This is a genomic window from Brevibacillus sp. FSL K6-0770 (genome assembly GCF_038000275.1).
GTDB lineage: Bacteria > Bacillota > Bacilli > Brevibacillales > Brevibacillaceae > Brevibacillus > Brevibacillus parabrevis.
Map to the genome: position 1 here is coordinate 1,693,099 of NZ_JBBOBQ010000001.1, position 25,354 is coordinate 1,718,452.

22 protein-coding genes are annotated in these 25,354 nt (G+C 54.1%); 15 read left to right on the forward strand and 7 right to left on the reverse strand.

The genetic code is table 11. The features are described from left to right. Positions 1 to 85: 85 nt before the first annotated feature. Positions 86 to 1,222: a glycosyltransferase gene (locus NST23_RS08330; protein WP_340963518.1), complete on the reverse strand. Its 1,137-nt coding sequence runs from the start codon at positions 1,220 to 1,222 to the stop codon at positions 86 to 88. A gap of 154 nt (positions 1,223 to 1,376) precedes the next feature. Between NST23_RS08330 and NST23_RS08335 the strand changes: the two genes are divergently transcribed. Continuing rightward, positions 1,377 to 2,741, forward strand: a complete 1,365-nt coding sequence (locus NST23_RS08335; protein ID WP_340963520.1) for a glycosyltransferase family 4 protein — start codon at positions 1,377 to 1,379, stop codon at positions 2,739 to 2,741. 76 nt (positions 2,742 to 2,817) lie between these two features. Beyond that, positions 2,818 to 3,975 (forward strand): MFS transporter, encoded by a 1,158-nt coding sequence (locus NST23_RS08340; RefSeq protein ID WP_173596226.1) that lies wholly within the window; start codon positions 2,818 to 2,820, stop codon positions 3,973 to 3,975. Positions 3,976 to 4,108: 133 nt separating this feature from the next. Here NST23_RS08340 and NST23_RS08345 read toward each other — a convergent pair whose 3' ends face one another. From NST23_RS08345 to NST23_RS08355, 3 genes are read right to left on the reverse strand one after another with little or no spacing between them, the layout of a single operon-like run. Continuing rightward, on the reverse strand, positions 4,109 to 4,927 hold the full coding sequence (locus NST23_RS08345) for a hypothetical protein (RefSeq protein WP_173596227.1): 819 nt from the start codon (positions 4,925 to 4,927) through the stop codon (positions 4,109 to 4,111). Further along, a complete protein-coding gene (locus NST23_RS08350; RefSeq protein ID WP_173596228.1) occupies positions 4,920 to 6,548 on the reverse strand; it encodes a hypothetical protein in 1,629 nt (542 codons plus the stop codon). The genes NST23_RS08345 and NST23_RS08350 overlap by 8 nt, the downstream gene beginning before the upstream one ends. A gap of 4 nt (positions 6,549 to 6,552) precedes the next feature. Beyond that, positions 6,553 to 7,815 carry an O-antigen ligase family protein gene (locus NST23_RS08355; protein WP_122963170.1) on the reverse strand — a complete coding sequence of 421 codons (1,263 nt, stop codon included), beginning with the start codon at positions 7,813 to 7,815 and terminating at the stop codon, positions 6,553 to 6,555. 248 nt (positions 7,816 to 8,063) lie between these two features. Between NST23_RS08355 and murJ the strand changes: the two genes are divergently transcribed. Then, positions 8,064 to 9,590, forward strand: coding sequence for a murein biosynthesis integral membrane protein MurJ (gene murJ, locus NST23_RS08360; protein ID WP_173596229.1), 1,527 nt, complete (start codon positions 8,064 to 8,066; stop codon positions 9,588 to 9,590). Here murJ and NST23_RS08365 read toward each other — a convergent pair. Continuing rightward, positions 9,565 to 10,941, reverse strand: a complete 1,377-nt coding sequence (locus NST23_RS08365; protein WP_173596230.1) for a phenylacetate--CoA ligase family protein — start codon at positions 10,939 to 10,941, stop codon at positions 9,565 to 9,567. The two genes, murJ and NST23_RS08365, sit on opposite strands and share 26 nt — an antisense overlap. Before the next feature lie 188 nt (positions 10,942 to 11,129). Here NST23_RS08365 and NST23_RS08370 point away from each other — a divergent pair, with 188 nt between their 5' ends. Continuing rightward, a complete protein-coding gene (locus NST23_RS08370) occupies positions 11,130 to 12,767 on the forward strand; it encodes a polysaccharide biosynthesis protein (RefSeq protein ID WP_122963173.1) in 1,638 nt (545 codons plus the stop codon). Between the two features lie 34 nt (positions 12,768 to 12,801). Here the strand turns inward: NST23_RS08370 and NST23_RS08375 are convergent, their stop codons facing one another. Continuing rightward, positions 12,802 to 13,659, reverse strand: coding sequence for a class I SAM-dependent methyltransferase (locus tag NST23_RS08375; protein WP_122963174.1), 858 nt, complete (start codon positions 13,657 to 13,659; stop codon positions 12,802 to 12,804). Between the two features lie 26 nt (positions 13,660 to 13,685). Continuing rightward, positions 13,686 to 14,783, reverse strand: a complete 1,098-nt coding sequence (csaB, locus tag NST23_RS08380) for a polysaccharide pyruvyl transferase CsaB (protein WP_122963175.1) — start codon at positions 14,781 to 14,783, stop codon at positions 13,686 to 13,688. A gap of 461 nt (positions 14,784 to 15,244) precedes the next feature. On the opposite strand from csaB, the gene NST23_RS08385 reads away from it, so the two are divergent. The 11 genes from NST23_RS08385 (at position 15,245) to NST23_RS08435 (ending at position 25,328) form a co-directional block, all read left to right on the forward strand. Further along, positions 15,245 to 16,192 (forward strand): 50S ribosomal protein L11 methyltransferase, encoded by a 948-nt coding sequence (locus NST23_RS08385; RefSeq protein ID WP_173596231.1) that lies wholly within the window; start codon positions 15,245 to 15,247, stop codon positions 16,190 to 16,192. A 40-nt stretch (positions 16,193 to 16,232) separates the two neighbouring features. Beyond that, a complete protein-coding gene (locus NST23_RS08390) occupies positions 16,233 to 17,408 on the forward strand; it encodes a thiolase family protein (protein ID WP_122963176.1) in 1,176 nt (391 codons plus the stop codon). A gap of 141 nt (positions 17,409 to 17,549) precedes the next feature. Continuing rightward, a complete protein-coding gene (locus tag NST23_RS08395; protein WP_122963177.1) occupies positions 17,550 to 18,545 on the forward strand; it encodes an LCP family protein in 996 nt (331 codons plus the stop codon). Positions 18,546 to 18,736: 191 nt separating this feature from the next. After that, a complete protein-coding gene (locus tag NST23_RS08400; protein WP_217021959.1) occupies positions 18,737 to 20,437 on the forward strand; it encodes an AMP-binding protein in 1,701 nt (566 codons plus the stop codon). Positions 20,438 to 20,641: 204 nt separating this feature from the next. Further along, positions 20,642 to 21,232, forward strand: a complete 591-nt coding sequence (locus tag NST23_RS08405; protein WP_122963179.1) for a TetR/AcrR family transcriptional regulator — start codon at positions 20,642 to 20,644, stop codon at positions 21,230 to 21,232. 119 nt (positions 21,233 to 21,351) lie between these two features. Next, positions 21,352 to 22,125 carry an enoyl-CoA hydratase gene (locus tag NST23_RS08410; RefSeq protein WP_122963180.1) on the forward strand — a complete coding sequence of 258 codons (774 nt, stop codon included), beginning with the start codon at positions 21,352 to 21,354 and terminating at the stop codon, positions 22,123 to 22,125. Positions 22,126 to 22,181: 56 nt separating this feature from the next. After that, positions 22,182 to 22,949, forward strand: a complete 768-nt coding sequence (locus tag NST23_RS08415; protein WP_063227201.1) for an electron transfer flavoprotein subunit beta/FixA family protein — start codon at positions 22,182 to 22,184, stop codon at positions 22,947 to 22,949. A gap of 20 nt (positions 22,950 to 22,969) precedes the next feature. After that, on the forward strand, positions 22,970 to 23,929 hold the full coding sequence (locus NST23_RS08420; RefSeq protein ID WP_063227200.1) for an electron transfer flavoprotein subunit alpha/FixB family protein: 960 nt from the start codon (positions 22,970 to 22,972) through the stop codon (positions 23,927 to 23,929). A gap of 121 nt (positions 23,930 to 24,050) precedes the next feature. After that, a complete protein-coding gene (locus NST23_RS08425; RefSeq protein ID WP_122963181.1) occupies positions 24,051 to 24,338 on the forward strand; it encodes a hypothetical protein in 288 nt (95 codons plus the stop codon). Positions 24,339 to 24,499: 161 nt separating this feature from the next. After that, complete coding sequence (gene trxA / locus NST23_RS08430; RefSeq protein ID WP_063227198.1) at positions 24,500 to 24,817, forward strand: thioredoxin; 318 nt, start codon at positions 24,500 to 24,502, stop codon at positions 24,815 to 24,817. Positions 24,818 to 25,076: 259 nt separating this feature from the next. Next, complete coding sequence (locus NST23_RS08435) at positions 25,077 to 25,328, forward strand: DUF2164 domain-containing protein (protein WP_122963182.1); 252 nt, start codon at positions 25,077 to 25,079, stop codon at positions 25,326 to 25,328. Positions 25,329 to 25,354: the final 26 nt, after the last annotated feature.

Sequence of the window (25,354 nt, forward strand, 5' to 3'; positions counted from 1 at the left end):
ATGAATACAGATTCTTCAAACAGTTTTTACTTTCAGGTTGCAGCCAAAAAAGCACGGGAAGCGCCTGTGCAGGGCATCCGTGCTTTCAGTTGTTCAACAGCTTGCGATAAAGCGTCAAAATGTCAGCGGTCATCTGCTGGATGGTGAAGGTTGCCTCGACTTTTTCCAGGGCGTTTTGCACCAATGTCTCCCGCAGTGCAGGCTCAGTCCAGATTCGCTCCATCGCTTTGGACAGAGCGGCAGGATCGTTTGGCTCGACGAGCAAGCCTGTGCGCTCCTGGAAGACGAACTCTTTCACGCCGCCGACGTTGCTGGCGACGACAGGCACCTTGGAGGCCATCGCTTCGATGATCGTGTAGCCCAGCCCTTCATACAAGGAAGAATGAACGAAGCCGTCAATCGCATGCAAGCAGGAAGGGATGTCCTGACGAAATCCGGCGAACCGGACGCGATCCACGAGGCCCAACTCTTGCGCCTTCGCTTCCAGCAGTGGACGTTCCGGGCCATCGCCGATCATGACCAAATAAGCGTCATTGCCGTTGTTCTGTGCAAAAGTATGGAAGGCGTCGAGCAGGATCGGCAGTCCTTTGACCGGAACAAATCGCGCTACGGTTCCGAACAAAAAGGCTTCCTCAGGCACGTTCCATTCCGCGCGAAAACGTTTGCGGTCCGCTTCACGCAGCTGATCTTGCTGATAAGGAGACAAGTCCATGCCGTTGTAGATGACGCTGAGCTGGGAATTTTTCACGCCCTGCGCGCGCAAATCGTCGGCAATGGCGCCGCTGACAGCGATGTAATGCCGATTCCAGTGGCGCGTGCTCCGTTCCATCAGGCTGACAATCGCGTACGCCAGCGTGCCCGCATAGTCGAAGCGCAGCGCACTGTGCACCGTAGTCAACAGCGGCACATTCATGCCAAGCGAGGCAAGCCGGGAAAAAAAGTTGGCTTTCACTCCGTGCGTATGAATGATCGCTGGACCAAACGAAAGAAAAGTCTGCCGCAAAGCTTGTAGCAGACGAATGTCAAATCGCCCGAACTGGTTTAACGCAATCACGTTGATGCCAGCTTCCCTCAGCTTTTTGGCAAAGAGCGAATCGTAGAAGCAGACGACAGCAACGTCGACTTCTTCCGCAGGAAACGTGGAGACCAGATTGAGAATATGTTGTTCCGCACCGCCAAATTCCCCCCCGCCAATCACGTGGAGGACTCGTAGTTTGCTCATGTAATTTCACCCGAATCTTAGTAAGAAAACCTCTGTCGAAGGTTTAACCAAAGCCATTCTCACTATAGCAGATGGCTGATAGATTCGCAATAAGACAGCACTTGTGGTATCGTTTAGGATGGAAAACGTAAAAACGAGAAGGACGGTTACATACATGAAGGCGCATAACGTTTTGATCATATGCTACATTTTTCCTCCCATCGGGGGCGGAGGGGTGCCGCGGCCGCTGAAAATGGCCAAATATTTGGGGGAGTTCGGCTGGAACGTGCACGTGCTTACCGTCGATCCGACTTACCATGCAACGCTTGATCCAACGCTTTTGACCCAGCTTCCGGCTGACGTCAGCATTCATCGGGCGAAAGAGTGGAAGCTGTTGCCGGGCAGAGGACAAGCTGCTGCGGCAAGCGGGAGCGGCTCGACTGCCGTGGCAAACACCGGCGCGCGTCCATCGTTGAAAGCGCAGGTCAAAAAGCAGATCGTGAACGTCCTGAAAAAGGTCAAGCCGTACTTGTTGATCCCGGACGATCAAATTCTTTGGCTGCCCAATGCGCTCAAGCTCGGGCGGGAAATCATGCGTCAGGAAAAAATCGACGTGATTTTCTCCACCTCCGGGCCTGTTACCAACCATCTGATTGCCGAAAAGCTTGCCGACGAATTTGGCTGCAAATGGGTGGCAGACTTCCGCGATCCGTGGACGCAAAACATGCACACTTCGGGTATTCCGTGGCGCGAACGTCTGGAAGAGCGGATGGAAGCGCGAGTAATGGCAAAAGCGGATGCGATTACGACGGTAACGGCGACTTTTGCCGAAAACTTCCGCAAGAAGCACCAGGAGCGAATCAAGCGGATGGAGCTGATCTACAACGGCTTCGATCAGGGCGATTTCCAAGGGCTTGCTCCAAGTCACGCGGCTCCCGGCAAATTCCATGCTGTCTACGCGGGCATTTTGTATCAAAAGCGCAATCCGCGGCTACTCTTGCAAGCAATCCGCGAGCTGATCGACGAAGGCAAGGTGGACAGGCAAGAGCTGATGCTCAGCTTTGCAGGCGTGTTTGACTATCCCGGCTACTCGGAGAACCGAGACTGCGTGGAGGCGCTCGAACTGGGCGACATCGTGCGCGTCTTGGGAAATTTGCCGCACAAGGAAGCGCTCGGATTGATGAAAAGCGCCGACGCCCTTTTGCTGATCGGGGATGTGTCGAGTGATGCCGGGGCGTACATCCCGGGCAAGCTCTACGAGTACATGGGCATCGGCAATCCGATACTCGCCTTGAACAAGGCGGGAGAGGCGACGGAGATTATCGAGAATTTCCGTCTCGGCCAAGTAGCCGATCCGGAACAGAAGGATGCGATCAAAGAAGCTTATTGGAAGCTGTATCGGGAATGGAAGGAAAACAGCAGTCAGGCAAAAGGCGAGGCAGAGCGCGGAGCGGACTTTGCCGAGCGAGTCAAGCCGTACGAGCGCCGCGAGCAGGCAAGACAGTTGGCCGACCTGATGAATGAGCTGCTGACCAGATAACGTTGACCCCATGCCCCGGGAGCCAGGAACAGGCTGCGGGGCTATTTTTCATTTTGGGACAAAAACGAGGTGGAACGTGAATACATCTTTGCTTAGTTTGCGGGCGTACAATTTCTTTTACTTTTCCTTGCTGTCGATTTTTATTTCCTTTTTACCAGTTTATTTGAGCTTTCGCGGTGTTACACCGGCACAAATCGGCGTGTTGATTGGAGCAGGTTCCTTTATCGGCATTTTGTCGCAGCCGTTTTGGGGGATGGTCAGCGACCGGACGAAAACGATCAAGCGGGTCATTCTCGTCACGCTGGGCTTATCCATCGTTTCAGGAATTGCGTTGTTTACGACGACTCCGTTTTTCGCGTTGTTTTTGCTCGTAGGCGCCATGTATTTTTTCCTGTTGCCGACCGATCCTTTGACAGAGAGTCTCAACTATCGGATGGCTGAGCAGCATCGCACAAGCTTTGGCTCCATTCGCACATTTGGCGCAGTCGGCTACGCTACAGCGTCTTTGTTCATCGGCTGGACGCTCGATCGATTGGGGATGGAACAGCTTGTCTGGCTGTTTGTCGGCTACGGCGTGCTTGCCTATTTGTGCGCGTTGGCGATGAAGGATGCTCCGGCGAGCAGCAAGCCGTTGTCCTGGCCGGAGCTAAAGCGATTTTTCCTCTATCCGAAAACGCAGCGGTTCTTTCTCCTTGTGCTGATCGCAGCGACTCCGCACCGGACGAATGACAGCTTTCTCGGCGTGTACGTGCAAAGCTTGGGAGGCACGACCGGAGATGTCGGGCAGGCGTGGTTTTTGGCAGCGGTGAGCGAAGTGGCGTTTTTCGCGATCAGTGCGCGGATTTTGGCCCGCTGGAGCGAAATCAGGCTGATTATGCTCGCATCGGCGCTGTACGCTATTCGCTACGTGCTGTGCGCACTGGCACCTTCACCGGAATGGGTGGTCTACTTGCAACTGACGCAAGGCGTCACGTTCGTCATTTTTTACACCGCGACGATTCAATACTTGTACAAAATCATCCCGGAAGAATGGAGAGCGACCGGACAAACCGTATTGGCCGTTTTGTTTTTCGGCATATCGGGCATCATCGGTTCGCTGCTGGGCGGCTGGCTGTTTCAGCAAAGCGGGGGCGCTGCGCTTTATTGGGCGATGGGCATATGCTCAGCAGTTGCCTTCGTCTACAGCCTGGTGCTGGCAAGCGCGAAAAGCTCAGTGGGTGGTGCGGGAATGTAAACGAAAGAGCCTGCCGCGAAATTTCTTCGCAGCAGGCTCTTTTTCTGTGCAAAACGCTTCGCTGTTTTGGCTAAAAGCGGACGTGGCCGCAAGTGGTCATGGGCCTTTAGCCGTTTGACGGGAGCCGGGCTTTCTAGTAGAGCAAGTATTTCTCCACTTCTTCCGGTTCCTTGATGTTGATGCCGCCTGTATCGCCGTACTTGTACAGGTTGAACTTCACTTGCTGGTCCATCGTCCCGGCTTCCGGCAACGGCAGGATGATCCACGTCTCGTACTGATGAATCAGCCGGTCTTCCTTGCCGAACCAGAATGTCGCTTTGATGGTCGATTCTTTCAAAATGTATTCGAGGTCCGGGCGATCGCCGACCAGCTTTTTCAGCGGCTCAAACAGCGGGCTTTGACTTTTCGCCAGCCACTCGGCGCCAGTCATTTTGACTTGGAACGGCACGGAGACGACGCCAATCGCTTTTTCATCCGGAAGCTGCACAGCCCGATCCATGAAAGGCAGCCAGTCCTCGAAGCCTTTCAGTACGTCAAATTCCAGCGGCTCGTCAGGAGCAGTCACCCAGTAGTCGTTGGAACGGATGTAGCGTTTGTCGCCGATCCGGTAGTACGTGTACGGCTGTGCCGCGATGCGCGTGCCGACATTGTAGCCTTTGTCGGTGAGCACGGCCCCGTCGAACATGCTTGTCGTGGAGCGGGAGAGAATCCGGTTGATTACGTATCCCTTGTACCAGAAAGCTTGCGCGTCTTTTTCCGTTTTTCCTTTTTCCAAAGCGGTTTTCAGCCATTCTGCGGCCGATTCGGTCTGCGCGGTCGTCGTTTGCTTTGGCTTCGTATCGAAGTTGGTAGTGGTAAAAGCTTTCGTTCCCGACTCGTACGTGCAACCGCCGAGCATGGAAGCCGTGCAGATGGCAGCGAGCAATGCCCATGCTTTTGTGCGTTTACGCATGGCGAACCCTCCTTACAACCCCGTATACGAGCAGACCGGCAAACAGGGCGATGGTCAACGCGAATACCGGAATGTTGTGCTGCTTGAACACGAGAATGCGATGCGAATTTTCCAGCGAAGCGACGATCTCGTTTTGCTTGTCGCCGTCGATATCTCCGATCTGGACGTTGATCAGCGGCAAGTAAATGCGCCAGTTTTCCTTCAAGCCCTCTGGCGTATAGTCGTAGCCGGAGAGATAGCGTGCATCGGTCGTGCTGATCCAGCTGCGCGCTTTGGCGACGATCTCGGGCGTCTGGTCGGTGCCGACCGCAGCGAAGTTGGAGAAGCGGAAGCTCTTGTCCTTTTCGTCGCTGGCCCAGAGAATGTCCCAGGTGCCATCCGCTTTTGGTTTCAAAATGTACGAAGGTCTGCCAGCTACGAGCAGCTCGTCCACCTTGTCGTGGTCGATGTCAGCCGGAATGAACTCTCCGGTGGCAAGCTCGGCCTGCTTGCGGGTCAATTGATAAGCTTCGGTGAGTGTGCCGTCCGGCTCAACAGCCAGCACGCTCAAATGCTCGCCAATGACGATCAGCCCTTCACGGCCATCAGGCAAGTTCATGGTGGTCAGCAACTTGGTTGCTTTGGTAGAGCCGCCAAATGGCTTGCCTTCGTATGTGCCTGTCAGCATGCCGTTTGTAATATGCAAGTCTTTGAATTTGCTTCCCAGCTCATGGCGCACGTCCATGCTGCCTTTGTTTGTCTCAAGCATGTTGGCGATGTTGTTCAGATCGAGCACAAAAGCGCGGTGTGCCGTCGTACCGGCTTGCATCATGGCTTCCGAGTATGGCTGTCTCTGCACGTTTGGAACGAGCTTGTCGTCTTTCATCGTGTAATACGGGAAGCCAGGGTAGTCTGTTGGCAAGTTTTCCTTGATCCGCTCCATCGTTTCGGCTGGAATCTGGTCGTTTTTCATCCGGACTATTTGGCCGTCTTTCCAGGACATCACATAGAGCGACACAGGTTCCGCCTGCAAATGGCGCAGCTTTTCCGCCATTGCTTTTTTCTCTTCTTCTGTTTCCGGCTTCTCGACCTTTTCCGGCAGCGGTAGTTCTTCGGCATTGCCGTAGGTGACAATCTCCATTTTTCCGTCGCCATCGACGTCGTACAAGGTCATCGGGAAGTAGTCTACCCAGTCGCCGTTGTACATCCGGCTTGATTCGTACTGAACGGTAAAGTGGCTGAGTGCCGGCAACGTATAGCGGTTGAACGTGACGTTGGCCAGCACCGCGATCAGGACGAGCGGAGCGACAGCGCGCCAGCTCAAACGGCCGTACCATTTGACGAGCAGGGCAATCACGATGATGGCGACAGCGCCGCCAATGAGCAGAGCAGCCGTCGTTTTCACGTCGACGCGGGTCAAGGCGCGGTCCAGCAGCAAAAAGCCGACGGTGAACACAAGCACCTGTCGCCGCTCCGACGGGTGAATCACGTAGTAGCAAAACGCGAGCAGCGGCAAGAAAATCAGCAAAGCGATCCAGCTCAGGTCAAGGAACGCAGGCTTGACGAGCAGATGGTAAATCAAAAACAGGGCAATGGCGTACAGCGCCCAGCTTATTGTAGAGAGAATAGGATTGCGGCGCATGGGTTCACCACCTTTTGTTTTGTGTTTGGTCGACGTACAAAGCGCAGAGGAAGCCGCCAAACAGCCAGAAATAGAGGGCCATGAACGGCACCTCGAAAATGTTTTCCACGAGGTTGTGCGTCGCGACCGCAATCAACCCGCCAAACAGGCCAAGCACTGTGAAAAAGTGCGGCGATCCGATCAGCTTGCGAATCAGTCCCGCTCCGTACTTCAGCATGGAGACGACCAGACCGATCCAGAGGATGATGCCGATCAGACCGTACTCAGCCAAGCTTTTGAAGAAATAGCTGTCGGAGTAAATCGTGCCAAAATGTCGGGAGGCTACTGCCCCGCCGTGATGGCCGAGACCGACCCCGAACAGCGGCTCGATGCGCATTTTGTCATACGCTTCGCCCCAGCGGCCTACACGGCCTCCCTGGCTGCTCGACTCGAAGTATTCAGGTGTGAACAGCGTGAAAATCCGGTTTTTGATCGTTCCAACCATCGGAACGGACTCCGGCACGAAAAACAGAGCGACAAGCCCGATGACACCTGCAAGCACCAGATAGCCTGCAATTCGTTTGTTCCATATGTAGAAGCAGATGAACATCGCAAACGCAAGCGCAAACCAGGCTCCACGCGATCCGGTCAAAAGCAGCGCGGCAAGTGTCGCCAGAGTGACGACGGCCCACAGCCCTTTTTTCCACAGCCCCTTCGACTGGACGAACAGTCCGGCCGCTACTGGTACGATCAAAGCCATGTAGCTGCCCAACACGTTTGGACTGGTTACGAACGAAAAGGCGCGAGTCGTAATGGCTTCGCCTTCCTGTACCCATGATTCGGGCGTTTTGACGCCGAGGGCGACCTGCATGACGCCGACGAGCGCGGCCAAAAAGCCGATCAGGGCGAGAACCTTCATAAATTTGTCCAGGTCTTCAACGGACTTCAACAAATAAAAGCCCATCAAAAAGGCGATGATGTACTGGTAGACAGAGCGGAATCCTTCCACGCTGGCTTCCCAGTTCGCCATGTCCGTTACCATCAAGGCAAGGCCGAGGACGAAGAAGGCGCTGAGCAAATGTTTGATTCCAGGCATCGTCCGGTTCGTTTGCAAAAAAGCGCCGAACGTAAACACCATCAAGATGATGAGCAACGCTTCATCCCAAAAAGACGAAACGACTGGAATCGGTAGAATCTTTCGCAAGACATAGTCGATTACCGGATAGGCCAACAGCAGATACAACCACGTGGTTGATTGGCTTCCCCACTTCACAACGGTTTCTCTCATTTTGTTTGTAGTCCTCCTACAGGCAGGGATTAACCTACCCATTATAATGAATCTGGCAACCTGCAAGCAAGCTGGCGGGAAAGAGGTTGGTAGGAAAGCTAGAAATAAGATATGATAACAGGTGTGTTTGAGCTGGAGCGATTCGCAAAAGCTCTATGAAATTTTCACGAACGAAAAACAGGCTGTGCCCGATTGCTGTCTATGCGACGGACACCATTGTTTTGAACGAGGGATAGGAGAATTGGGTCATGAGTTTGTTGAGAATTGCCTCCATGATCGTCGTGCTGACGCTCGTGGGAAGGCTGCTGGGATTTTTTCGCAGCGTATACGTCTCCAACTTGTATGGCACAGGGATGGAGGCAGATGCGTTTAACATCGCAGCGACGATCCCTTTGACGCTGTTTCTGGTTGTACCCGGCGCAGTCAATGCCGTGCTGATTCCGACGATGCGCGGTTTGCTTGAAAAGAAAGAGCCGACCAGTGAGCTGTACCACAAAATGCTCGCGATCATTCTGGGAATATTCACACTGCTGGCGCTGTTGGGTGTCGCTTTCTCCCATCAGTTGGCAGCGATGTTCGGCCTGTCAGGGGAAAAGCTGGAACTGACAGCCGAGATGCTTCAGTGGATGTGGCCTTCCGCCATTTTTATCGGCTTGACTGGATTGTGGTCGAGCTTGTGCAATGCGCACCAGCATTTTTTCACGCCGACTTTGGGCACGGTAGCGAACGGAGCCTTGGTCATCATCGGGATGTACATTCTCGTTCCGATCTACGGGTCAGTTGGCCTGGCGATTGCGACAAGCATCGGTTATTTGGCGGCGATGCTGACGATGCTGCCTACCTTGCGCAGCTTTGGCTACACGCATCGGGTGTCGCTTGCCTGGAGAGAGGATGCCTCGTTAAAAGGGATGGGCGAGCGCGTCATTCCGATTTTGATTGGCGCCGTAGTGGCACAGGCGACGACATTTATGGAAAGAGGCTTTGCGGAAGGGGTAGGGACAGGCGTAGTCTCCGCGCTTGCCAATGCGAATCAGATCGTGCAGATGCCGATGGCGATTTTTGTAGGCGCGTTTACTTTGCCGCTGTTCCCGCTGTTGGCGAGTCACGTCAAACGCGGCGAGATGGCCGAGATGAAGCAAATCTTGCAAAAAGGACTTGCCTATCTGTTCATTTTGCTCGTGCCTGTCACCGTGGGCCTTGCCTTGTACGCAGAGCCGGTCGTCCGCCTCGCTTTTGAGCGGGGAGCTTTTGACGAGCATTCTGTCGCACTGACTGCCTGGGCCTTGCCGTTTTACGGGCTGGGGCTGTATTTCCTGGCAGCCCGCGATTTGCTGACTCGCGCCTTTTACGCGCTGGAAAACACGAAGACACCCGTCATCATCGGGGCTATCGGAATCGGCGTATACGTGCTGGCCAACTGGCTGTTGATTCCGTTGCTCGGACACGGCGGGATTGCGCTGGCAAATGCCGTGTCGGCCATCTGCCAGGCGCTGTTTCTGTTTCTGTTGCTTTGGCGAGCCGTGGGCAGTCCGGTGCGGGCGAGCTTCCTTGCCACCGCAGGGAAGACACTTTTGGCCTGCGCGATCATGGGTGCCGCGATTGTGCTCGTCGATCCGTGGCTGTCGCTTTTGTCCGTCTGGCTGTATTTGCCGATCGGAATTGGCGGCGGAGCTTTGATTTATGTGCTCGTGATGGCTGTCCTGCGCGAACCGCTCGTATCGGAGCTGCTGCAAAAAGTGCGGAAGCGTTCTACTCCGGCGGCAGGGCGCTCGTAAGCGGGCATTCCCGGATGGCGTAGCGAACTTTGCCTGAGCTGCTCGGCGGGATGTGTTCCACGTACGAGACTTGTACGCTCACCTCGCCGAGCGCCGAGCGAATCCCTGCGAGCAGTCTTGCTTCGTCGGCTGGCAGGAAGCGCTCCGGCTCTTTCACGAGTCGGAGGCTTAGCCGCTGCGGCTCGTGCTGCACGATTTGAAACGTGCGGAAGCTGTCCAGATTGCGGACGATATGGTTGAAGTAGTGGCCGTGAACGTACTGGCCGTTTTGCGAGATGAACATGTCGTCTTCCCGGCCGTCGATTGTTTCCAACAGCGGAAACGACACAGGGCACGGGCATGATTTTCCGGAGAGCGCGACGACATCGCCCAACTGGTAGCGCAATCGCGGCATGGACGTGTTGTGCAGGTCTGTGACGAGCAAGGCGCCGGGAACTCCGGGGAACACAGGAATCCGTGTGAGCGGGTCGACGACTTCCAAATAGCTGTTTTCAGAAAAAGCGTGCATGTTGCCAGCCTGGCATTGGTACGCGATAATGCCGCCATCCCGTGCGCCGTATTCGTTGACGACAGGAGCGGCAAAGGCAGCCTCCAGCGCGCGGCGCTGGTGCTCGTGCAGACTTTCTGCGGTAGACACGACAGCTTTCAGCGGAATCCCTAACGTCACACCTCTGGCCAGCATCATTTGCGAGAGTGTGTACAAGGCGGAAGCGTAACCGTACAAATAAGCGGGACGAAAGCGGCGGATCAGCTTGAGCTGGGTATCGAGCCTGCGTTCATCCAGCTCGTAGGCGGAGAGCAACAGCCGATTTTTCAGCCAGCGCTCCTTGAAGCGATACGTCCGCGCCTGCTGTTGAGTCAGCTCCAGCGGAGATCCCCAGAGCATGACACATGGATCGCCGATACGGATGCCGTGCCAGGACAGGCCGAGCCAACGGGCCGCTTCGTAGCGCTCGACCGTGGGGCGATCGAGGTAGAAGCGGGTCGGTTCTCCCGTGGAGCCGCCTGTGCGATTGGCGATCAGCTTGTCAGGGCGAATGTTTTTGCTCAAATATTGCTCGGCATTGCGGCGAAAATGCGTCTTGTCGAGGATCGGCAGCTTTTGCACAAACCGTTCAGGCGCTTCCCGGTACTCGCGCCACGTGCTGCGGTATGGCTCGTAAGCCGCGACGTTGTGGACAGCGTGGTCCAGCAGCTTGACAAGCTTCTCGCGCTGCCGCCATTCCAGCATGTCCTTGGACAGGTGCTGGACGAGCTTTAGCTCCTGCATGTATGGACGCGTGCGGTTTTCTTTTACTACCTCCATCAAAGGCCACTGTACTTGGCGAATCCAAAATCCTGTTACAGCCATCCTTTTCCTCCTGCTCTTCCCATCAGACGATTCGAAGAAGTCAATGGAATCTGTTTTTCACCAGTATTCCAGCCAAATTCCATCGATATACCTGTTTGCTGGATGGAGGAATTGATAGTAGGATAGAGAGTGGGTTTATGGCGATTGCAAGTTCCCAAGTCAAAGTGACGCAAAAAAGGAGTTACCCAATGTTGAAAAAAAGTCATTTTCTCGCAGGGGCGCTGATCTTGGCCATCGCGGGAATTTTGTCAAAAGTAATCGGGATGTTTTACCGGATTCCTCTCCAGGAAATTGTGGGGGATAACGGTCTTGGGCTTTACCAGGAAGTATATCCGCTCTACCTGACCTTTCTGATCCTGGCGACGGCGGGCGTGCCCGTCGCGTTGTCGCGAGTCATTGCCGAAGCGCTTGCGGAGGGCAAGCAAGGCTCTGTCGGGCAAATTTTGGCCCGCAGCATGGTGATGATGGGCGGAATCGGGATCGTCTTGTTCGCGCTGCTGTACGCCAGCTCGCCGCTGATCGCGAAGCTGATGGGAAATCCGCATCTGATCGAGCCGATTCGCGCGATCTCGCTATCTCTGCTGTTCGTACCGCTGATTGCCGTGATTCGCGGCTTCTTTTACGGACATCAAAAGATGCTGTACGTCGGTCTGTCGCAGATTGTGGAGCAGACGCTCCGGGTGATCTTCATTCTCGTAGCGTCCCTGTACCTTGTCCGGTTGGGCGAGGACACGGATACGGTGATCACCGGAGTCAATTTCGGGACGATGATCAGCACGTTCCTCAGCCTCGGTTTTCTGGCGCTGCTCATGTGGCTGCATAACCGGAAAAACTCCGTGTTCACGAACGCGGAGTGGGGGCGTCTGGACTGGTGGTACGACCGCGCGTTTTTCGGCTCGATGTGGCGCATTGCCTGGCCGATTTGCGTGAGCGCCCTCGTCATTCCGATTTTCAGCCTGACGGATTCGTTTTTGGCGATCAATATTTTTCGCTACATCTGGAATGTCGACGGATTGACGGCAGATACGTGGTTTGGCATTTACAGCCGTGGCGGCCCGCTTTTGCAAATGGCCAGCCTGTTCGGCTCATCGATCGCGCTGTCCATCGTTCCGGCGATTGCGGAAGCGAAGCGGCAAAAAGACACGGAGCGGGTTACGACCTTGACCAAGCTGTCGCTGCGCTTTGCCTGGCTGATCGGCTTGCCGGCAGGTCTGGGGCTTACTGCTGTGGCGGAAGGGGCCAATCTGGCCTTGTACGGGGATATGGAAGGGACGCGGGCGATGGCGATTCTCGGCATCAGCGCGATCCCGCTCTCGCTGCTCCTGGCGACAAACGGCATCTTGCAAGGGATCGGCAAGGAGAAAATTCCGGCTCGCCACCTGCTGTACGGCGTGATCGTCAAAGTCGCGGCTACGCTCGTCTTCACGTCCTTGTTCGGCATGGATGGACTGTCTTTGTCCTGGCTGTGCGCGACCGCTTTTGTCTGCATTCTCAACATGCGCGTCATCGCGAAGCTCGTGCAGGTTCCGATCCATTGGCGCTTCGATACGATCTATCCGCTTCTGGTCGCCAACCTGATGCTGCTGCTTGCCTGGGGCACGACCGAAGCTGTCGGGCTGCTGCTCGCAGGGAAGGAAAAAGTGCGCCTGCTCGGGGCAATCGAAACGGTAGGGGGAGTTGGCGTTGGGCTGGTCGTCTATCTGGGACTGCTGCTGCTCATCCCGCTTATCGAGGACAAGGAGCTGGACTGGCTGCCGGGTGGTGGCAAGCTGCGCGCTTTTATCAATCTCATACGCAAAAAGCAGCCGTCCTCCAAAGCGCAATAGGACAGGCTGACACGAAAAAAACCCCTTTCTCCACTCAGGAGGAAGGGGTTTTTTGATACACACAGACGACCATTTTTACGAAAAACTCGCGGAAACCGGGCACGTTCGCCAAGCCTTTGAGCTGGTTGCGCAACGGAATCTCGCGTTCGTAGACAGCGGGCTGTGTCACGCCTTTTTGGATGTTGCGAAAACGCTTGATCGTCATCCGGTTGATGTAGGAAATCGTATCGCTTCCGTCCGGGCGCTTGTCGAAGCGGAACGAGATGCGGTCAGAACCGTCTGGCAAGTCACGCACCAGCTTTTTGTACGCGTCGATCAGCGCTTGCTCGGAGAAGAGGGCGTGCACCCAAGGAATCCCGATGGCGTCTGACAAATGAGCGCCGTACGGATGGTAGTAAGGCGGAAAGTTGATGTACAGATGGCCGCCCGGCTTGAGCACGCGGAAGCATTCTTCCAGCGTCTTTTCCGGCTCGCCAACGTGCTCCATCGCATCGTTCATAATGATCGTGTCAAAGGTGTTGTCCGCAAAGTCCATTCGCGCGGCGTCGCCTGTCATGAAAGATACGACGTCCGCCAGCCCTTTTTCTTTGGCAAAGGCATTGCCTTCCTCTGCATAGTGCGGGACGATGTCGATGCCGATCATCTTTTTCGGGCCAAAAGTGGCGTAGTAACAGGTCTTGCCCCCGCCGCCACAGCCGATATCCAGCACGGTCTTGCCTGTGAACATTTGCTCCTGGGAGTGGAAGGGGAGGAAAAACTGAATCGTTTGATCCCCTTTTTGAAATTGCCACTCGGTATAGCTCATTTCCCCGTCATTCGCCAAATTGAAGGGATGGACGGGGAGCGGGAATAGTCGGTTTAATCCAAGCAATACTTGTGAAGAAAAGGACATGGCTTCGTCCTCCTTTCCTGTCAGCCTTATGTGCGCAGCGCCTGGAGCACCAGCTCGCTGCTTTTGGCCGCTTCAATTGCCAGCACGCGGGAATGCTCCGTTACCAGATCAATCTCGGCAGCAAGTCCGTCGATTTTTTCCGCGAGCAGCGCAAGCAACTGTGCTTCGTCGAGCTCGGTAATGTGTCCGGCGTTCGGCATCCCGGCGCGCTCGACAAAGCGGTCGATTTTCGGATCGTACGAAATGCCGATAAAAGGAATGCGCAGCATGCAAGCGAGAATAAGCGAGTGGAGCCGCATGCCGACGACGTAGTCGCACTGTTTTAAAACAGACATGATATCGTGAAAAGTAACGGGCGCATCGAGAAGACGTGCTCCTGGCTGGGTCATCTGTTCCATGATCTCCTTGGACGGAGCCAAGTCGCTGGGAACGTGCATCGGCAGAAACAGGACATTCCAGCCGCGCAAGACAAACCAGTCCGCCGCTTTGGCGATGGTTTGCTTGAACGCTTGCTCCTGCTTCCAGTCGCGCACAGAGATCGCCACCAAAGGCTTGTCCGGATCAGCGAACAAACCGTGGAGCAGTTCTTTTCCACGCGCATCCGAAATATCTTCGGGAGATATCGTCAGGGCGGGATCAGCTGTGACGTGAATCGGCGCTTTTTTGACGCCGCAAGCTTTGAAGTCTTCTCCCGATTCGTAATCTCGCACGGTAATGACATCGACATGATTCACTACGCGCTTGATAACCTGGCGACTGAGCGGTTTGAGAATGGGTCCGAACCCTTGAGCGTAAAAGACCACGGGCTTGCGGAGTAGCTTGGCGATGGTGACGATGCCCAAATAGTAGAGAACACTGCGCGGACTGGTAACGTCCTGCATCAGCGTCCCTCCGCCCATCACTAGCATGTCGCTTCGCGAAAGCTCACGGACGATGGTTCCAAAGCTCCAGCGGTCATAAGCTTCAATCCCGAACAGTTCCGCAGTCCGATCAGGCTGGTTCGACAGAACGGCGAGAGAGATATTTGGTTGTTCCCGCTTAAGAGAGCTGATGATGCCGTAGAGGACCACATCGTCTCCGGCATTGTTGAAGCCGTAGTACCCGGAGATGAGAATTCGCGACATGGAGTGAACCTTCTTTCTATATCAAACGTACAGGAAAAATACATCCTCAAGTATAATCGAGTAAACAAGGGGAAGTAAAGCGACCCCGGAACAAAACTTGGTGCCAAAGCTTTTCGCGATAGACCTTGGGCTAGCAGGTTTTCATAGGGTATAATGAAAACACTTCACGAATCAGGAACGCTCGCCCTATGAGAACATGTAGAGGAAACCCATGGCGAACATGCCGATTCCGAGTACGATCAAGGCAATCATCACGCCGAGCATTCCTTTGTTTTTTCGACGTCGGTAAAAAAATTCGTCAAACATGGCAAGCCTCCCTGAAGCAAAATAGTCCATTCTATTATCATACCATGTTCCCTGGCTAACTTGCCAACAGCAGATGAAAAGGCTGACGGCAAACCCGGGAACGAACAAGCCAAATGGCCATGCAGCGCAACAACCTGGAAGGAGAAAGATTCATCATGGAGAGCATGTGGTTAAAATACACCTTGTTGGTAGAGCAAGCGACAGAGGATTTGTTTGTGGCGGAAGTGTTGGGCAGCCCGTACACGCTCGGCTGGGTCGAGCCGCAAATCGAGATTTTGACGACAGAAAACGGTTATGATTACGCGGAAAATACCGAAGGTCCTGTCGTTGCCTATTTGTTTGAGCCCATGCAAGATTCCGAAGAAGAACATGTTTCCCGGCTCAGAGCGTACATCTCGCGCTGGGACGGTCAGGTGAGCCTCAAGGAAATCGAGCAGGTCGCGGAAGAAAACGAATCGTGGAAAGAGGAGTTTCGCGAGGTACAAATCGGTGAATGGTGGGTGGCTCCTACGTGGACAGACCCGCAATTGCTGGAGGACGCCAAGCATGTCCTCTGGATCGATCCGGGTGCGGCGTTTGGCACAGGCTACCACGGAACGACGCAAGATATTCTTTTGCTTTTGCAAGAGATGGATGTGACGGGCAAAACCGTTTTTGATATCGGAGCAGGCTCGGGCATTTTGTCGCTGTTCAGTGCCTTGAACGGAGCGAAGTATCCGGTCTGGGCGATTGATATCAACCCGCAAAGCGAGTATCAGGTAAAAGTCAATACAGCGAACAATCATCTGCCGGAAGAAGCCGTTCAGGTGGTCATCGGAGACGCAAGCGAACAAGAAGTCGCAGCCAGGCTCCCCGCGCAAGCCGATCTGATTCTCGTCAATATCGGTGGAGATGAAAATGTCTCGATCCTCCCGCTGATTCGCGAACGGATCGCTGCGGATGGTCAAGTCATTCTCTCCGGAATCGTTGACTGGAATCGCGAAGCCGTCCTGTCCGCTTTTGAAGCGGCCGGTTTTCAAGCCGAAGCAGAACGGCATTCGGAGGAGTGGGTGACGATTTTGTTGAAAAATACGGCTGTGAACCATTCTGTAACTACTGTGTGAGAACATACAAACAATACCGATCAGTGGAGGGGAAAACAAAATGGAGCATGTCGTGATTGCTGCCGCCGGACGTACGCCAATTGGCACGTTTGGGGGTGTACTGAAAGATGTAAGCGCTCGCAAGCTGGCTGAACTGTCCATCCGTGCCGTTATGGCCAGAGCAGGACTCGAAGCATCGCAGATCGACGAAGTCATTTTGGGCAATTGCATTCAGCGCACAGATGAACCGAACATCGCCAGGGTAGCGGCGATTGACGCCGGACTGGGCAAGGAAGTGACAGGCTTTACCGTACAGCGGCAATGCGCGTCAGGCATGCAGGCGATCGCCAGCGGCGCCTCGCAAATTTTGCTGGGCGAAAATGAAGTGGTGATTGCAGGCGGTACCGAGAGCATGAGCAACGCTCCATATGTCCTGAAAAATGCGAGATGGGGCCGCAGACTTATGCACGGCGAGATGACGGATGCCATGTGGGAGCTGTTGACAGACCCGCACCACCAAATTTTGATGGGAGAGACGGCCGAACGTCTGGCTGACCTGTACAAGATCAGTCGCGAGGAGCAGGACGAAATCGCCATGCGCAGCCAGCACAATGCGATTCATGCGATCGACAACGGGCTGTTTGCCGAGGAAATCATCGGTGTGCCGATTGCCAAGCGCACGGGCGAGATCATCGTCACCGAAGACGAATTTCCGAGAAGAGGCGTCACGATGGAAAGCCTGGGCAAACTGAAGCCGGGCTTCCGCGAAGCTGGCACGGTGACCGCGGGCAACGCTTCCGGGCTGAACGACGGAGCTTCTGCCGTCGTGCTCATGAGCGAAACGAAGGCGAAGCAGTTGGGAATCGAACCGCTGGGCAGAATCGTCTCGTGGGCGACAGCGGGCGTGGAGCCTGATCTGATGGGGTACGGCCCTGTTCCTGCTGTGAAAAAGGCTTTGGCAAAAGCCAATCTGACTATGGCCGATATGGAGCTGATCGAGGTGAACGAAGCATTCGCGGCTCAATACCTCGCTGTCGAAAAGCTTCTGGAGCTGCCGCGCGAGATCACGAATGTAAACGGCAGCGGAATTTCGCTCGGTCATCCGGTCGGTTCAACCGGTTGTCGGATTGTTGTGACTTTGCTGCACGAAATGAAGCGCCGCCAGCTCAAGCGCGGACTCGCTACACTGTGCGTCGGTGGCGGCATGGGCATGGCGATGATCCTCGAAAGAGTGTAGAACTGGCAAACTGCTTTTCGCGCGCAGCAAACTGTGAGCATGTTTAAATCAAGCCTCCCCGGTTAAAAATGGAAAGCAAGCCCCACTTGTGTCTGCACGCAAGAAGGTGGCGGCTGTGCTTGCAAAGGGGGAGGCTTTTTCATGGCATTTTTTTCATTTTTGAAGCAATACAAAAAACAGATCGCTTTGCATTTCTTTTCCTTTCTGTTGGCCGGGGCATTGTTCGCCATCGGTTACAGTGCCTATCAATACAAACAGATGACCGAAAAATGGTACGCGCCACTCGGCGGACAGACGACGGGCGGTGCGAAGCAAGCAACTGCCTCGCTGCCACCGCCCCGCGATCTGCTGACCGGAACCGAGCCGTTGAAGCCGTTCGTGGTCATGCTGCTCGGCGTGGACAGTCGCGACGGCGAGAGCGCCCGTTCTGACACGATGATGCTCGCCGCTGTCCATCCGGCGAAGCAATCTGTCTACCTCATTTCCATCCCGAGGGACAGCTACATGGAACTGCCGGGAAAAGGCCATGACAAAGTCAATCACGCCATGGCTTTCGGCGGCCCCAAGCTGGTCAAGGAGTCGCTGGAAAACTTTTTGGATATCAAGATCGATCGCTATGTATCCGTTGACTTTGAAGGCTTCCGCAAAATTGTCGACGAGCTTGGCGGCGTCTCCGTTCAAGTCCAAAAGCGGATGAAATACAGCGACCCTACGGACGACACTTACATCGACCTGATGCCGGGCTTGCAGGTGCTTTCCGGCGAACAGGCGCTGGACTACGCCCGCTATCGCAAGAGCGACCTGGGAAAAGAGGACAGCGACTACCAGAGGATTAACCGCCAGCAGGAGATTTTGGCTGCTCTGGCGCAAAAGGGAGCATCGGCACAGATGTACTCCAAGGCGTTTACTTTGATGGAAATTTTGGGACAGCACGTGAAAACCGATTTTACTGACCAGGAGATCGCTTCCCTGTTGCTTAGCTACAGCGATGGGACCCCGAACAAAATCAAGACAGATACGCTGGTCGGGCAGGACGAACGAATCTGGCACAACGGAATCGTCGGCTGGTACCATCTCGTTCCGACTGCGGAGCGGGAGCGCGTCCGCAAGCAAATGCAGGCCGCCTTGCAGCCATGACCCGTGACATACGCAGCGAAAACAAACGCAGGAAGACGCACTCCGCATGAGCAGGGGCGCGTCTTTTTTGCGAGGAGACGTTTTTAATTGGAAAATTGATTATTTTTCGAATACAATAGCGATAAGGAAGAGATTATGAATGTCGATCATAGGGGAGGGGCAAGGCCATTTAAGGGATGGAGGGAATGACCATGTCAAATGCCAAGCCTTGGATTGCCAATTACCCGTCCGAAACTGCACCGTCACTGGACTACCCCCGTATTCCGTTGACGCAATTTCTCGTGCAGTCGGCTGCGTCGTACCCAGACAACAATGCGATCTACTTCATGGGAAAAACCATATCGTACCGGGAGCTTTTGGAGCTGTCCTACCGTTTCGCCAACGCGTTGGTAGAGCGCGGCGTGCAAAAAGGCGAACGCGTGGCGATCATGCTGCCCAACACCCCCCAGGCTGTAATCAGTTACTATGGCGTGCTGTTCGCAGGAGCAACCGTGGTGATGACGAATCCGCTCTACACCGAGCGGGAGCTGATTCATCAACTGGAAGATTCCGGCGCACAGACCATCATCACGTTGGATTTGCTGTACAAACGCGTCGCGCAGGTTCGCTCATCGACTCCACTCAAGCGCATTTTCGTTACAAGTATTGGCGATTTCCTTCCCTTGCTGAAAAAATGGCTGTATCCACTGGTTCAAAAGAAACAAGGGCACAATCCGCAGGTTACATACGGTGCCGATGTGGAACCGTTTCTTTCCGTCATAAAAGAAAGCGCTGTCAAACCTGTCCAGGTGCCCGTCGATCCGGACAAGGACATTGCCTTGCTCCAGTACACGGGAGGCACTACCGGAGTGGCAAAAGGCGTGATGCTGACTCATGCCAACCTCATCGCCAACGCGATCCAGTGCCAGGCTGTCCTTTACAAGCTGAAAAAAGGCGGCGAGCGAATTTTGGGCGTGCTCCCGCTGTTTCACGTCTACGGCATGACGACCGTGATGAACAAAGGAATCTGTATTGCCGCCGAAATCATTCTCGTGCCCAAATTCGAGGTCAAACAAATTTTCGAGATGATCGACAAGCGCAAGCCGACTTTGTTCCCCGGGGCACCGACGATGTACATTGCGCTGATCAATCACCCTGACTTGAAAAACCACGACCTGTCTTCGATCGACGCGTGCGTCAGCGGCTCGGCGCCGTTGCCGATCGAGGTCAAACTCAAGTTTGAGGAGCTGACAGGAGGCAAGCTGGTGGAAGGCTACGGCCTGACCGAAGCTTCGCCGGTGACGCATTCCAATCCGATCTGGGAAAAGAGCATCACAGGCAGCATCGGCATGCCTTGGCCGGATACCGACTGCCGCATCATCGACACGGCTACGGGAGAAGAGCTGCCACAGGGCGAGATCGGGGAGCTGGCGGTAAAAGGGCCGCAGGTCATGCTCGGCTACTGGAACCGGCCGGAAGATACTGCCGCCGTCCTGAAAGATGGCTGGCTCTTGACAGGCGACGTCGGGTACATGGACGAGAACGGCTATTTTTACATCGTCGACCGCAAAAAAGACATGATCATCGCGGGCGGCTTCAACATTTATCCGCGTGAAGTGGAAGAAGTGCTGTTCGAGCATCCGGCGATTCAGGAAGCGGCGGTGATCGGCGTGCCCGACCCGTATCGCGGCGAGACAGTCAAAGCGTTTATCGTCTTCAAGGACGGAAAGCAGGCGAGCGAGGAAGAATTGGAAGCGCATTGCCGCCAGAAGCTTGCCGCCTACAAAATTCCGCGCAAGTACGAAGTTCGCACAGAGCTGCCGAAAACGATGGTCGGAAAAGTGTTGCGCAGGCAGCTGCAAGAAGAAGACAAAGCGCGTCGGGAAACACAAGAAGAGATCAAAACAAGCTGACGAAAGACAGGGTCAAGCGGTGCGCATCCTGAGAGGGAAGCGGCCGTTTTTGTGGGGCGAAAAGGGACAAGCATTCGTTGTTCGTCGACGCGCGGCACTTGCGATTGACACCGTCAGGTTCGTGTATTAAACTATTTTTATGAATGAATAATCATTCATTTCAGGATTTTTTTATCATCACTGCGAGTAAAGATGGAGGTTATTATGGCAAAGAAAACGGGGGAAAAGTATCAAGCCATTATTGATGCTGCTGTACGGGTAATCGCCAAACAAGGCTATTACAGCGCCCAGGTATCGAAGATTGCAAAAGAGGCGAAGGTAGCAGACGGCACCATATACCTCTATTTTGAAAACAAGGATGATATCCTGATTTCCTTGTTCAACGAAAAAATGGGACAGTTTGTGGACGAAAACCGCAAGCGAATCTCGGAAGCGACGACGATTGAACAAAAATTGTACGTCCTCGTGCATGCGCATCTGAGCCAACTGGCGAAAGACCAGGAGCTGGCAAAGGTGACGCAAATTGAACTGCGCCAAGCCAATCCGTTCATCAACGAAGGCATCGGCAAAGTGATGAAGCAATATTTCAATCTGATTGAGGAAGTCATCCAGGAAGGGATGGAGCAAGGAGTATTCCGCCCCGATCTGGAGGTCAGAATGACACGCAAAATGATTTTCGGCACGCTGGATGAAGTGACGACTTCCTGGGTCATGAAGCAGTGCAAGTACGACCTTGTCTCTCATGTTGATTCCATTCATAACCTCTTCCTGTTTGGTATGAAGGGAAAAGAATGAAAGAAAAGCTTTTTTTGTGTGAGAACGTTTGTTACAATGGAAACAGCAAGACTGAGCGTTCGTTCAGAAAGCATAAATAGCCTGTTTGTTCATATGGATAGATGTTTGGGGGGAGAGGAATGGATTCGCATTGGAATGTGGAAATCGCTGATCGGGTCGCTACCGTCACGATCAGCAACCCGCCAGCTAACGCATTGGGCAAAGCGGTGCTCGATGAATTGAGTGAACTTTTGGACCAGTTGGAAAACAACGCAGACGTCAAAGCGATTGTTTTGACTGGCGAAGGGCGCTTTTTCATTGCGGGAGCGGATATCAAAGAGTTTACCCAATTGGCCCCTGCCGAGGCGGAAGCGATGGCCAGAAGTGGTCAAGCGTTGTTCGATCGACTGGAGACATTCCCTAAGCCCATTATCGCCGCCATCAACGGCGCTTGCCTGGGTGGCGGACTGGAACTTGCGATGGCTTGCCATATACGCTTTGCCGCCGTGGAAGCAAAGCTCGGCCTGCCGGAGCTGAACCTGGGGCTGATCCCCGGCTACGGAGGAACGCAGCGTTTGCCGCGACTGGTCGGCAGAGGAAAAGCGACCCAGATGATTCTCACCTCCGAGATGATTGGCGGCGAGGAAGCTTTGCGCATCGGGCTTGTGGAAGCGGTTTATCCGGCGGAGATTTTGCTGGATGAAGTGAAAAAGCTGACTCAGGCGATCGTGCAAAAAAGCGCTGTTACGCTCAAGCTCGCCCTGCAATCGGTTCACAATACGGTGCAAGTCGGTTTGGCGGAAGGCTTGGAACAGGAAGCGAAAAAATTCGGGGAAGCTTTTGCTTCAGAAGATATGAAAGAAGGCGTTGCAGCCTTTTTGGAAAAGCGCAAACCGCAGTTTGCAGACAAGTAATCACATGCAGCAGCGGCATCACCAGTACGAGGAACGATTAAGGAGGAGGCATCCTGATGAAAATCGTGGTTGTGTTGAAGCAGACGTTTGACACAGAAGAAAAAATCGTGATCCAAAACGGGCAAATTTCCGAGGATGGCGTGGAAGTCATCATCAATCCTTACGACGAGTATGCGGTAGAGGAAGCAATCAAGCTCAAAGAGGAACATGGCGGCGAAGTGACGGTGATCAGCGTAGGTCCTGACCGTGTGGAAAGCTCTTTGCGCACCGCTTTGGCGATGGGCGCGGACAAAGCTGTCCTGGTGGATGACGAGTCTTTGTTTGGCGACGAATATACAACCGCTAAGGTGCTTGCTGCGGTTGCGAACAAAATCGGCTATGACATCATCATCGGCGGGCAAATGGCGGTTGACTCCGGCGCAGGCCAAGGCGGACCTCGCCTCGCGGAAGAGCTGGGAATCAACCACGTCTCCACTGCTGTGAAGCTGGAAGTGGACGGCACCACCGTTCGTGTTGAGCGCGATGTGGAAGGCGATCTCGAAGTGGTGGAAACCAGCTTGCCTGTGTTGATTACGGCTCAGCAAGGGCTGAACGAGCCGCGCTATCCTTCTCTCCCGGGGATCATGAAAGCGAAGAAAAAGCCGTTGGATCGACTCGGTGCAGACGATTTGGGACTGACAGCCGAAGCGGTGCAGGCCAAGACGCAAATTGTCGACCAGACGCTGCCTCCGAAAAAGCAGGCTGGCCGTATTCTCTCTGGCGATTTGGCGGCCCAAACGTCGGAATTGGTGCAACTGTTGCGCAATGAAGCGAAAGTGATCTAAGCGAGAGGGAGAGGATATCCATGAAAAAAGTTCTTGTACTTACAGAAGTACGTGACGGACAACTTCGCAATGTGTCGCTGGAAGCGTTGGCCGCAGCGCAAGTATTGGCCGAAGGTGGCGAAATCGTTGCAGGCGTATTCGGGGCAGATGCTGCTTCCCATGCGCAAGTATTGGCGCAGCATGGAGCGAGCACAGTTTATACAGCGGATCACCAGGCACTGGTTCAGTACACACCTGACGCTTATGCGCAGGCACTTGTCCAGCTGATCGAGCTTGCCTCTCCTGATGCGATCGTGCTGGGCCACACGGCAATCGGCCGCGATGTTGCTCCTCGCGTAGCGGCGAAGCTCGGCTACGGCCTCGTATCTGACGTAACAAGCCTGGAAGCAGGACCTGTGTTCGTTCGTCCGATTTACGCCGGAAAAGCGTTCCAACAACGCAAATTTGTGGACGGCAAAATTTTTATCACGATCCGTCCAAACAATATCGCAATCGGTACGCCGGACGCGTCCAAAACGGCTGTTGTCGTTCCGGTTGATCTGGAAATCAAAGACTTGCGTACGATCGTGAAAGAAGTCGTACGAAAAACGAGCGGAAAAGTGGACTTGTCCGAAGCGAAAGTCGTCATCTCCGGCGGGCGCGGCGTGAAGAGCGCGGAAGGCTTCCAGCCGCTGTACGATTTGGCTGAGGTGCTGGGAGCGGCTGTAGGGGCATCCCGTGGCGCTTGCGACGCCGACTACTGCGACTACTCCATGCAGATCGGGCAAACCGGAAAAGTCGTCACACCTGACCTGTATATCGCGTGCGGAATTTCCGGGGCGATCCAGCACTTGGCCGGGATGTCCAGCTCCAAAGTGATCGTTGCGATCAACAAAGACCCGGAAGCACCTATTTTCCAAGTGGCCGATTACGGCATCGTGGGCGACCTGTTCGAAGTGCTCCCGCTGCTGACTGCCGAGTTCAAAAAAGTGTTGGTGTAAGGCGAAAGAAACAATTGTCACACATGGAAGCGTCCCACTCCCGGGGCGCTTTTTTTGTTCCAAACCCTTACCTTATTCTGTTCTCGGTTGTTATAATAAATGAATAGGAGAGGTGAGCGTCATGAGTGAAGAGCTGTTGCAACAACTGGTTCACATGGTGGCGGAGAACAATCGGCTCATCAAAGACGTGCAGCAGGAGCTGCGGGAGTTCAAGGCTGAGATGTATGAGTTCAAAACGGAGATGTACGCATTTCGCGACGAGATGTACGAGTTCCGCGATGATGCTACCCAGCGCCTGGAGCGTCTGGAGCGGCAAGACAAGCTGATCGAAGCTGACATCGGTTTGATGCACAAAAAGGTGAGCGACCATGAACGGGAGATCAACCGTATCAAGCAAGTCGGTCAATAAATCGAATGGTCAACAATAAGGGAGCGACACTCTGGATAGACTATAGCGTGAAGTGCGCACAAAGTGCGGGGCGCCGTAGTCATTTTTGTTTTTGGATGATATACTGTAGGAGCGTCTGAACCCTTTTTTTAGTAATTGACTTTTCGAGGAGGTAACTTTCCATGGCAATCGTAAATGCAACTGACCAAAACTTTTCCCAGGAAGTAGAGCAAGGCGGTACTGTCCTGGTTGACTTCTGGGCTCCTTGGTGCGGCCCTTGCAAAATGATCGCTCCTGTCCTGGAGCAAATCGACGGAGAAGTGGGCTCCAAGCTCAAAATCGTCAAAGTAAACGTTGACGACAACCCGGATTCCGCAGGCCGTTTTGGCGTTATGTCCATCCCGACCTTGATCGTCTTCAAAGATGGTCAGCCTGTAGACAAAGTGATCGGCTTCCAACCAAAAGAAGCCCTCATGGCAACCGTAGGCAAACACCTGTAAGCATAAACGACCAGACAGCATGAGAAGCGGCGCTCCAATGCCGCTTTTCTCATGTCTGCACGGATGCTGTCTTTTTGCTTCCTTATAATAGAAAGCGTTTTCACGAACGATTAAACTGTCGCTGCAATGAGAAGCGGCAGTTTTTTTGCTTGGGCTGCGATTATGCCGGAGCTACGTTTTCTAATCCGCCGAATCGTGATACTATGAGCATAGAACGTACATTCTTATTGCAGGAATGATAAGGGAAGGAAGTCATTTGATGCCAAGCAAATTGACGAAAGAGCAAAGCGACTATCTCGTGTCGAAAATACAGCGGTTTTTCGCTGAACAACGCTCGGAAAACCTGGGCAATCTGGAAACGGAAGAGATGATCGAGTTCTTTTCCAAAGAACTGGGGCCGTTTTTTTACAACCAAGGAGTACAGGATAGCCGCAAGCTTTTGCTGGAACGGATGAGCGCACTGGAAGACGAGCTGTACGTCCTGGAGCAGCCCGTCATGAAAAAGCGATAGCAGATGAAAGAACGAGGGAGGGAGCA

Bases quoted from the DNA above. Each gene is read 5' to 3' on its own strand.
- NST23_RS08410 (WP_122963180.1), top strand. From the start codon at position 21,352: ATGGATTCGCATTGGAATGTGGAAATCGCTGATCGGGTCGCTACCGTC.
- NST23_RS08335 (WP_340963520.1), top strand. From the start codon at position 1,377: ATGAAGGCGCATAACGTTTTGATCATATGCTACATTTTTCCTCCCATC.
- NST23_RS08415 (WP_063227201.1), top strand. From the start codon at position 22,182: ATGAAAATCGTGGTTGTGTTGAAGCAGACGTTTGACACAGAAGAAAAA.
- NST23_RS08420 (WP_063227200.1), top strand. From the start codon at position 22,970: ATGAAAAAAGTTCTTGTACTTACAGAAGTACGTGACGGACAACTTCGC.
- NST23_RS08390 (WP_122963176.1), top strand. From the start codon at position 16,233: ATGGAGCATGTCGTGATTGCTGCCGCCGGACGTACGCCAATTGGCACG.
- NST23_RS08370 (WP_122963173.1), top strand. From the start codon at position 11,130: ATGTTGAAAAAAAGTCATTTTCTCGCAGGGGCGCTGATCTTGGCCATC.
- trxA (WP_063227198.1), top strand. From the start codon at position 24,500: ATGGCAATCGTAAATGCAACTGACCAAAACTTTTCCCAGGAAGTAGAG.
- NST23_RS08345 (WP_173596227.1), bottom strand. From the start codon at position 4,927: ATGCGTAAACGCACAAAAGCATGGGCATTGCTCGCTGCCATCTGCACG.
- NST23_RS08425 (WP_122963181.1), top strand. From the start codon at position 24,051: ATGAGTGAAGAGCTGTTGCAACAACTGGTTCACATGGTGGCGGAGAAC.
- NST23_RS08365 (WP_173596230.1), bottom strand. From the start codon at position 10,941: ATGGCTGTAACAGGATTTTGGATTCGCCAAGTACAGTGGCCTTTGATG.
- NST23_RS08405 (WP_122963179.1), top strand. From the start codon at position 20,642: ATGGCAAAGAAAACGGGGGAAAAGTATCAAGCCATTATTGATGCTGCT.
- NST23_RS08435 (WP_122963182.1), top strand. From the start codon at position 25,077: ATGCCAAGCAAATTGACGAAAGAGCAAAGCGACTATCTCGTGTCGAAA.
- NST23_RS08330 (WP_340963518.1), bottom strand. From the start codon at position 1,222: ATGAGCAAACTACGAGTCCTCCACGTGATTGGCGGGGGGGAATTTGGC.
- NST23_RS08375 (WP_122963174.1), bottom strand. From the start codon at position 13,659: ATGTCCTTTTCTTCACAAGTATTGCTTGGATTAAACCGACTATTCCCG.
- NST23_RS08395 (WP_122963177.1), top strand. From the start codon at position 17,550: ATGGCATTTTTTTCATTTTTGAAGCAATACAAAAAACAGATCGCTTTG.
- NST23_RS08385 (WP_173596231.1), top strand. From the start codon at position 15,245: ATGGAGAGCATGTGGTTAAAATACACCTTGTTGGTAGAGCAAGCGACA.
- NST23_RS08400 (WP_217021959.1), top strand. From the start codon at position 18,737: ATGTCAAATGCCAAGCCTTGGATTGCCAATTACCCGTCCGAAACTGCA.
- csaB (WP_122963175.1), bottom strand. From the start codon at position 14,783: ATGTCGCGAATTCTCATCTCCGGGTACTACGGCTTCAACAATGCCGGA.
- NST23_RS08355 (WP_122963170.1), bottom strand. From the start codon at position 7,815: ATGAGAGAAACCGTTGTGAAGTGGGGAAGCCAATCAACCACGTGGTTG.
- murJ (WP_173596229.1), top strand. From the start codon at position 8,064: ATGAGTTTGTTGAGAATTGCCTCCATGATCGTCGTGCTGACGCTCGTG.
- NST23_RS08350 (WP_173596228.1), bottom strand. From the start codon at position 6,548: ATGCGCCGCAATCCTATTCTCTCTACAATAAGCTGGGCGCTGTACGCC.